Source organism: Flavobacterium bizetiae, from assembly GCF_902804475.1.
Lineage (GTDB): Bacteria > Bacteroidota > Bacteroidia > Flavobacteriales > Flavobacteriaceae > Flavobacterium > Flavobacterium bizetiae.
The window spans coordinates 21,144-27,316 of record NZ_CADCSU010000053.1 but is presented as its reverse complement, the minus strand read 5'-3'; the positions used below and the strand labels follow the sequence as shown (position 1 = coordinate 27,316).

Genomic DNA, 6,173 nt, shown 5'->3' with positions numbered 1-6,173 from the left:
TGAACTATTTAGGCGCGAATGTACTCTCATTCTTTTCACTTTAATATGTCAAATTTACAAATATCTATAACTTGTAAATTAATTCGACAAACATAGGAGAGCGCAAGGTAAAAACGCAAAGTTCGCAAAGCTTAATTAAAACTTTGCGAACCTTGCGTAAATCATAGCGCTCTTTGCGGTTAAACTTCAAATAGCTATAAAATAAAAAAGCCTTTCCGTTAAGAAAGGCTTCTTCCAATATTGCGGTCTGGACGGGACTCGAACCCGCGACCCCATGCGTGACAGGCATGTATTCTAACCAACTGAACTACCAAACCGTGCGTTATTGCGAGTGCAAAAATACAACAGAATTTCGTTTCTACAAGCGTTTTTTGCGAATAAAATTTAAGAAATTTTTAATTGACTAAATTCCAAGATTTTAAAAATTGGTTTCGAAGTATAAAAAGGAGAATTTTCTTTCTTTCATCCACAAAGAGCGCTACGATTTACGCAATCCCGATAGCTATCGGGAGCAAGATTTTATTAGCATTGCCCGTGGTTTCAACCACGGGAGACGTATTTATTACAATTACATTATGTTCCTGTTTTATTACATTGTGCTCCCCGTGGTTGAAACCACGGGTTATATTTGAAACAGAACAACATCAACAATCTTATTATTTCAACTGAAGAAAGAAACGGGACATAGAAAATCACCAATCTTTGCAGAGTTTCTTGTGTGATTTCTCCCTTCGCTCGAAATGACAAATTATACGTTAGAATTATAGTATAAAACCAAAAAATCCGCAAAGCTTATAAAAAACTTTGCGGACTTTGCGTAAATCGTAGCGCTCTTTGCGGTTAAAAAACAAAAATCAAAAGTGTCGTAAATCAAAAAAGCCATCCACAAAAGTGGAAAGCTTTTCATTGGTCTAACTACTAAACCAGCTACGAGTTACAAAGTCGTAGCAAAACAACACAACTAATCTTAGATACCGTATTTGGGCAAAAAAGCCTTTCCGTTAAGAAAGGCTTTTCCCAATATTGCGGTCTGGACGGGACTCGAACCCGCGACCCCATGCGTGACAGGCATGTATTCTAACCAACTGAACTACCAAACCTCTGCGTTATTGCGGTTGCAAAGATAGTACAGAATTTCATTTCTGCAAGCGTTTTGCTAAAAAAAATTAAATATATTTTTAAATCTTTAGCCAAAGTTTTGTTTTTCAACCAAATATGTAGTCAATATTTTTTCAAAATCATCACCAACATTCACCGGAACGTACTTAATTTGGTTCTTTGCACATGTTAAAGCCAGGTTTTTAAAATAAGCCTCTGCCCTTTTTTCATATTCTACTTTTACATTATCAGCAAAAATCGACACTTCTTCACCAGATTCTAGATCAATAAACTTTCGCGGCGTGTTGTCAAAGTCAAATTTAAGCTCTGTTTCATTGTCTACCACATGAAACAAAACCACTTTGTGCTTATTGTGTTTAAGATGTTGTAAGGCATTAAAAAGCTTTTCGTCATCTTCTGACTGAAACATATCTGTAAACAGGATAATCATCGAGCGACGATGCATTTTCTCTGCTATCTGATGCAGGTATGTAATGGTGTCGGTTGTTTTTTTAACTTTTGGCTGTTCTAATAATTGCTCTAATTTATTCAGCAACATTCTATGATGGCGATCGCTTCCTTTTTCGGGAGCATAATATTCGTAACTGTCTGAGAAAACACTTAAACCTACGGCATCACGTTGTTTCTTTAAGATATTCATTAAAACTGCCGAAGCCAAAACCGCAAATCCAATCTTCTTTTCATAAAAAGGCTGACCTGATTTTAATTCAGGATAATGCATCGACGAAGAATTATCGACTATAAGATGACAACGCAAATTGGTTTCTTCCTCATAACGTTTCGTGTACAAACGATCTGTTTTGGCAAATAATTTCCAATCGATGTGTTTTGTACTTTCTCCTGCATTATAGACTTTATGCTCGGCAAATTCAGCCGAAAATCCATGAAACGGACTCTTGTGCATTCCGGATATAAAACCTTCTACAACCTGATTCGCCAGCATTTCGAGATGCTGAAAACTGGAGACCTTCTCTATTTCCGATTCTATTTTCATTCGGTTTCTTTTTTAATATTTTGTGCGCGGTATAAACCGTCTGTCGCCTGCAATAATTTCCTTTTTAGAATTGGACTAAAATTAGGGTTTTCTTTTAAGAATCGCTGCACTTCATCAAAAGCATATTTCGACGAGTATTTCCCAACAGTATTATTAAGCCAGTCTTTCGGGAAGAAAATATCTCCCGTTCGCTGAATTTCTTCAACCAAATCTAATGAAAACCTGATATACTTTTGAGCACTTTCCTGACGTAACGGATGATTAATATTTGCCAAACCTACAGCAACCCACGATTCTTTTTCTCTGTTTTCATCGTCTTTCAATGATTTTACAAAAGCATCACGCACCATTTCATCTTTCGATAAAGACGGAAGCAAAAACTCAAATCGCTTTTGTTTGTCCGGATTTGTAAATGTTGTTCTGGTTTTATTTAAAATTTCATCTGCTTTTTCATGTTTAAATATAGCCAAATTCATTGCCATATTCGTAAAATCGTCTTCGTTTAATTTCAACCCCGGAATCACCTTTTCTCTACTCCACAACGAATATAATTTGGCTTTCGCCGAATTTGAATACGCAATCGAGCTGAACAAATTAAACAACGTTTTTTTGATATTGCTTGGCAAACTGGCTTGCAAACGTTTGTACAAAACTTCTTCTAATTGTTTTTGTGCTTTAGTTTGTTGTTTTTCGGTTAAAAATTTCCAAAAAATAGCATTCGTTTGATTGGTAATTATTTTCAGAACCAACTCGTTTTCTTCTTGCTGGATTCCTTTTACAAAACAATCAAAAGCTTTCTTTGGCGCAACATTTCCCGTTAAGGTATTCTCATAAATATTAATATAGGTCGAAGCTCTGGCAACCTCATCTTTTAAAGATAAAACAGAATTAATATTATTTCCGTCAAGCGGAAAAACACCGTAACCAAAACCATTATAATTGTAAATGATACTAAGCGGCTTTTCAAGTCCAATAGCTTCTTTTACAGCTAGATTTTTGTCTTTTATATTAACATTAATCACTTTAACCTGATCTTTATAAACCAAACCAATATCAAAAATTTGAGGCCAGACATTTGCTGATTTATCTTCGGCTTGTTGACTTATTTCAAACGACGAAATTCGGTTTTGAGCATCGTATTTTATCTGATCATTAAAAATCGTCCTTCCTGATTTATTCACCCAAACTTCACTCCATTTTTGCATATCAAGCGGCGTTTCGGCATCCAGAATTTCTACCAGATTATTCCAATCGGCATTATCATTTGCGTATTTTTTAATATATTTTTCAATTCCTTTCTGAAAAGCTTCCTTTCCCATCGAAGCTTCTAACTGACGCATCATAATAGGCGCTTTATTATAAATAATAGCTCCGTAAAGCGAACCTGCATCTTTTAAATTCGCTAAATGTTGTTTTATCGGATGTGTGCCTAACGAACGATCTTCCGCGTAAGCGTTAGGATAATGCGCCGTTAAAAATTGTAGATTATGATTGACTTTCGGAAAAATTGGATTCATGATTTTGTCTGCCATAAAATTCGCAAACACTTCTTTCATCCAGACATCATCAAACCATTTCATCGTAACCAAATCGCCAAACCACATATGCGAGGTTTCGTGTGCAATCAGTTTGGCGCGGTCTAATTTCTCGCTATCTGTTGCGCTATTATCCAAAAACAAAGTCGATTCTCTGTACTGAATTGCCCCCACATGTTCCATTCCGCCATATTGAAAAACTGGAATCGAAGCAAAATCCAATTTCTGAAACGGAAACGGATAATTGGTATATTTTTCTAAAAAGTCTACTGATTGTTGGTGCAGATTAAAAATCGTATCGGTGCTTACGCGAAATTTTTCAGCATTGTTTTCACGATACAACATTGTCATTTCTCTATTTCCCGGTTTTTGTGTTACCGTTTTAAATTTTCCGGCAACAAATGAAAACAAATACGTGCTCATTTTGTCCGATTCTCCAAAACTATAAGCTGTAAAATCTCCTTTTTCTACTTTCTCTTTTACATCGGCTCCAGCCAAAACTGTCCAATCCTTCGGCACCGTTAAACTCAACTTATAAGTTGCTTTAATATCCGGCTGATCAAAACACGGGAATAAAGTACTCGCGCGATCCGGAACTAATAAAGTATATAAGAAATCATCATTTCGGTTTAAGGATAAATTTCCTGCTACAAATGAAATCGAAATGGTGTTTTTTCCCTGAATCAAATCTTTTGCAGCAATAATAATATGTCCTTTTTCGTGAACAATAGCAACACTTTTAGCATTAACCTGAATCGATTTTATGTTCTGACTTTTCTCTTTAAAATCTAAATATAAAGGTTCGCTTAAATCAGAAATCGTAAGGTTTAAAGTCAGATTCGAATTGATTTCCTGCTGTTTTTGCTGCGGAATTTCAAACGAAAGTCCGTAAGTAACCTCTAAAATTTGTTTTTTTCGAAAGTGCGCCATTTGTTCTGAAACACCGTTTTCTAAAACAAGATTTTCTTTTTGTTTCGATTGAGAAAAACCAATTGTAGTAAATGCAAGAATACAAAGAAAGCTGTAGAAAATTTTCATTTTTAAGGGAATGTTAGATCTGTAAAAATAAAAAAAAGTTTGCCATGAATTATTGTTTTTTTGCCACAGATTAAATGATTCTCACAGATTAAAAAAAACATTTTAATCTTTTTAATATCAAACAATAAAAGGCCCGACTATCGCCAGGCCTTTTCCAAACATACTAATTCTAACTATCCAAAAATAAAATTATTGAGTTTGCTGAAATTTAAATGTAATATCTCCTGCATAATACGTATTACGCGCATTGGTTGGAAAAATTGTTTCTGCAGCCGTACTTGAAACGAAAGCATATCCCGTTATGGTAATATTTCCGGCTACAATAGGATACGTCGTTGCTGATCCGTCAGTTTTTGTTCTGTTAATCCAATCGTCGCTGTTTACGGTAAAAAAGTATTCTTTGTCTTTGGTCAGTGCAATCGAAGTGATTGTTTTTTCTACTGTAACATTTGCTGTTGGCACATTTATCGTTTCAGATTTTATAACTGTTTTGGTTGCCGCATCCCATAAAGTAATTCTTAAAGCAGCATTTACATCGGGAATTTTTACAATCAAAGCATTTATTTTACCCGTTACTGTTGGTTTAAAACTGAAACCGTATTCGTAAATTCCTGAGTTTTTTACATCGACTGCTTTCTGGCTAAATCCTGAACCTGCCATATAAGCATCTAAAGGATTTTCTTCATTATATTTAATTGGGTCTTCTTTATTATCATCATCGTTGCTGCATGAAATGGTTAATAATGCAACTGATAAAATCGTAAAAATGGTTTTTAAAGCTTTCATAATAATGTAGTTATTTGGTTTTTCTTGGCTTTGTAGATTGTTTTGTTCTTCTAAAAACTATAGTTGAATATTAAAATGCACACAAACTTCTTCGTAACTCATTTTAGCATAATCCAGTTTGGCGTTTTTTGCAGTAGCAGCGGCAACTCCCCCCGGAATCAAAATATAGCGCCAGTTAAGCGATGTTGGAAGTCCTACCGTTCCTCCTGCATCGTGTCTGAACCTGAATAGTTTGATTTTCTTTGCTGTAGAAATAGCCGTAATAGTATTCGCAAATCCGCCGGCTGTTGATGTGTAAGGCAGTGTATAAGTACCCGTACCAAAAGACACATAAACCAGTATCGTTCCCTTTGCCAGAATATCTTCTGATAACTGAGGCGCATTAATGGTAGTAGACATTCCTGATGTTCCGTCTATTGTTTCTGCAACTGCTGTTGGGGCTGTTATCCATGCGCTGTAAATAACATTTGCTGTTCCTGTTGCTCCTGCCGGACCTGCTTGTCCGTCGACTCCGTTTGCTCCGTCAGTTCCGTCATCGCTGCTGCATGAAATGGTAGAAATGGCAACTAATAAAATGGTAAAAATGGTTTTTGAAAGTTTCATAATAATTTTGGTTTTAAATTTGGCTAAATGATTCGTATTTAATTCAATAACATTATTTTTGCAATAATCAAATCATAGTAAAAGAGTGTTTCTTTTTA

The 6,173-nt window shown here is 35.3% G+C and carries 4 protein-coding genes and 2 tRNA genes; all 6 read right to left on the bottom strand.

All coding sequences use genetic code 11. The annotated features are described in order from the left end of the window. Nucleotides 1-243 precede the first annotated feature (243 nt). A tRNA-Asp gene (locus tag FLACOL7796_RS04810) sits at nucleotides 244-317 on the bottom strand. 709 nt (nucleotides 318-1,026) lie between these two features. Beyond that, a tRNA-Asp gene (locus FLACOL7796_RS04805) sits at nucleotides 1,027-1,100 on the bottom strand. 86 nt (nucleotides 1,101-1,186) lie between these two features. Next, the gene (locus FLACOL7796_RS04800; RefSeq protein ID WP_173969696.1) at nucleotides 1,187-2,113 is read right to left on the bottom strand and encodes a DUF58 domain-containing protein; all 927 of its coding nucleotides are present in this window, start codon (nucleotides 2,111-2,113) and stop codon (nucleotides 1,187-1,189) included. Further along, a complete protein-coding gene (locus FLACOL7796_RS04795; RefSeq protein ID WP_173969695.1) occupies nucleotides 2,110-4,686 on the bottom strand; it encodes a M1 family metallopeptidase in 2,577 nt (858 codons plus the stop codon). The genes FLACOL7796_RS04800 and FLACOL7796_RS04795 overlap by 4 nt, the downstream gene beginning before the upstream one ends. A 189-nt stretch (nucleotides 4,687-4,875) precedes the next feature. Beyond that, nucleotides 4,876-5,472 carry a DUF4082 domain-containing protein gene (locus FLACOL7796_RS04790; RefSeq protein ID WP_173969694.1) on the bottom strand — a complete coding sequence of 199 codons (597 nt, stop codon included), beginning with the start codon at nucleotides 5,470-5,472 and terminating at the stop codon, nucleotides 4,876-4,878. Between the two features lie 57 nt (nucleotides 5,473-5,529). Beyond that, complete coding sequence (locus FLACOL7796_RS04785) at nucleotides 5,530-6,075, bottom strand: hypothetical protein (RefSeq protein ID WP_173969693.1); 546 nt, start codon at nucleotides 6,073-6,075, stop codon at nucleotides 5,530-5,532. Between the last annotated feature and the right edge of the window lie 98 nt (nucleotides 6,076-6,173).

Bases quoted from the DNA above. Each gene is read 5' to 3' on its own strand.
- FLACOL7796_RS04800 (WP_173969696.1), bottom strand. From the start codon at position 2,113: ATGAAAATAGAATCGGAAATAGAGAAGGTCTCCAGTTTTCAGCATCTC.
- FLACOL7796_RS04795 (WP_173969695.1), bottom strand. From the start codon at position 4,686: ATGAAAATTTTCTACAGCTTTCTTTGTATTCTTGCATTTACTACAATT.
- FLACOL7796_RS04790 (WP_173969694.1), bottom strand. From the start codon at position 5,472: ATGAAAGCTTTAAAAACCATTTTTACGATTTTATCAGTTGCATTATTA.
- FLACOL7796_RS04785 (WP_173969693.1), bottom strand. From the start codon at position 6,075: ATGAAACTTTCAAAAACCATTTTTACCATTTTATTAGTTGCCATTTCT.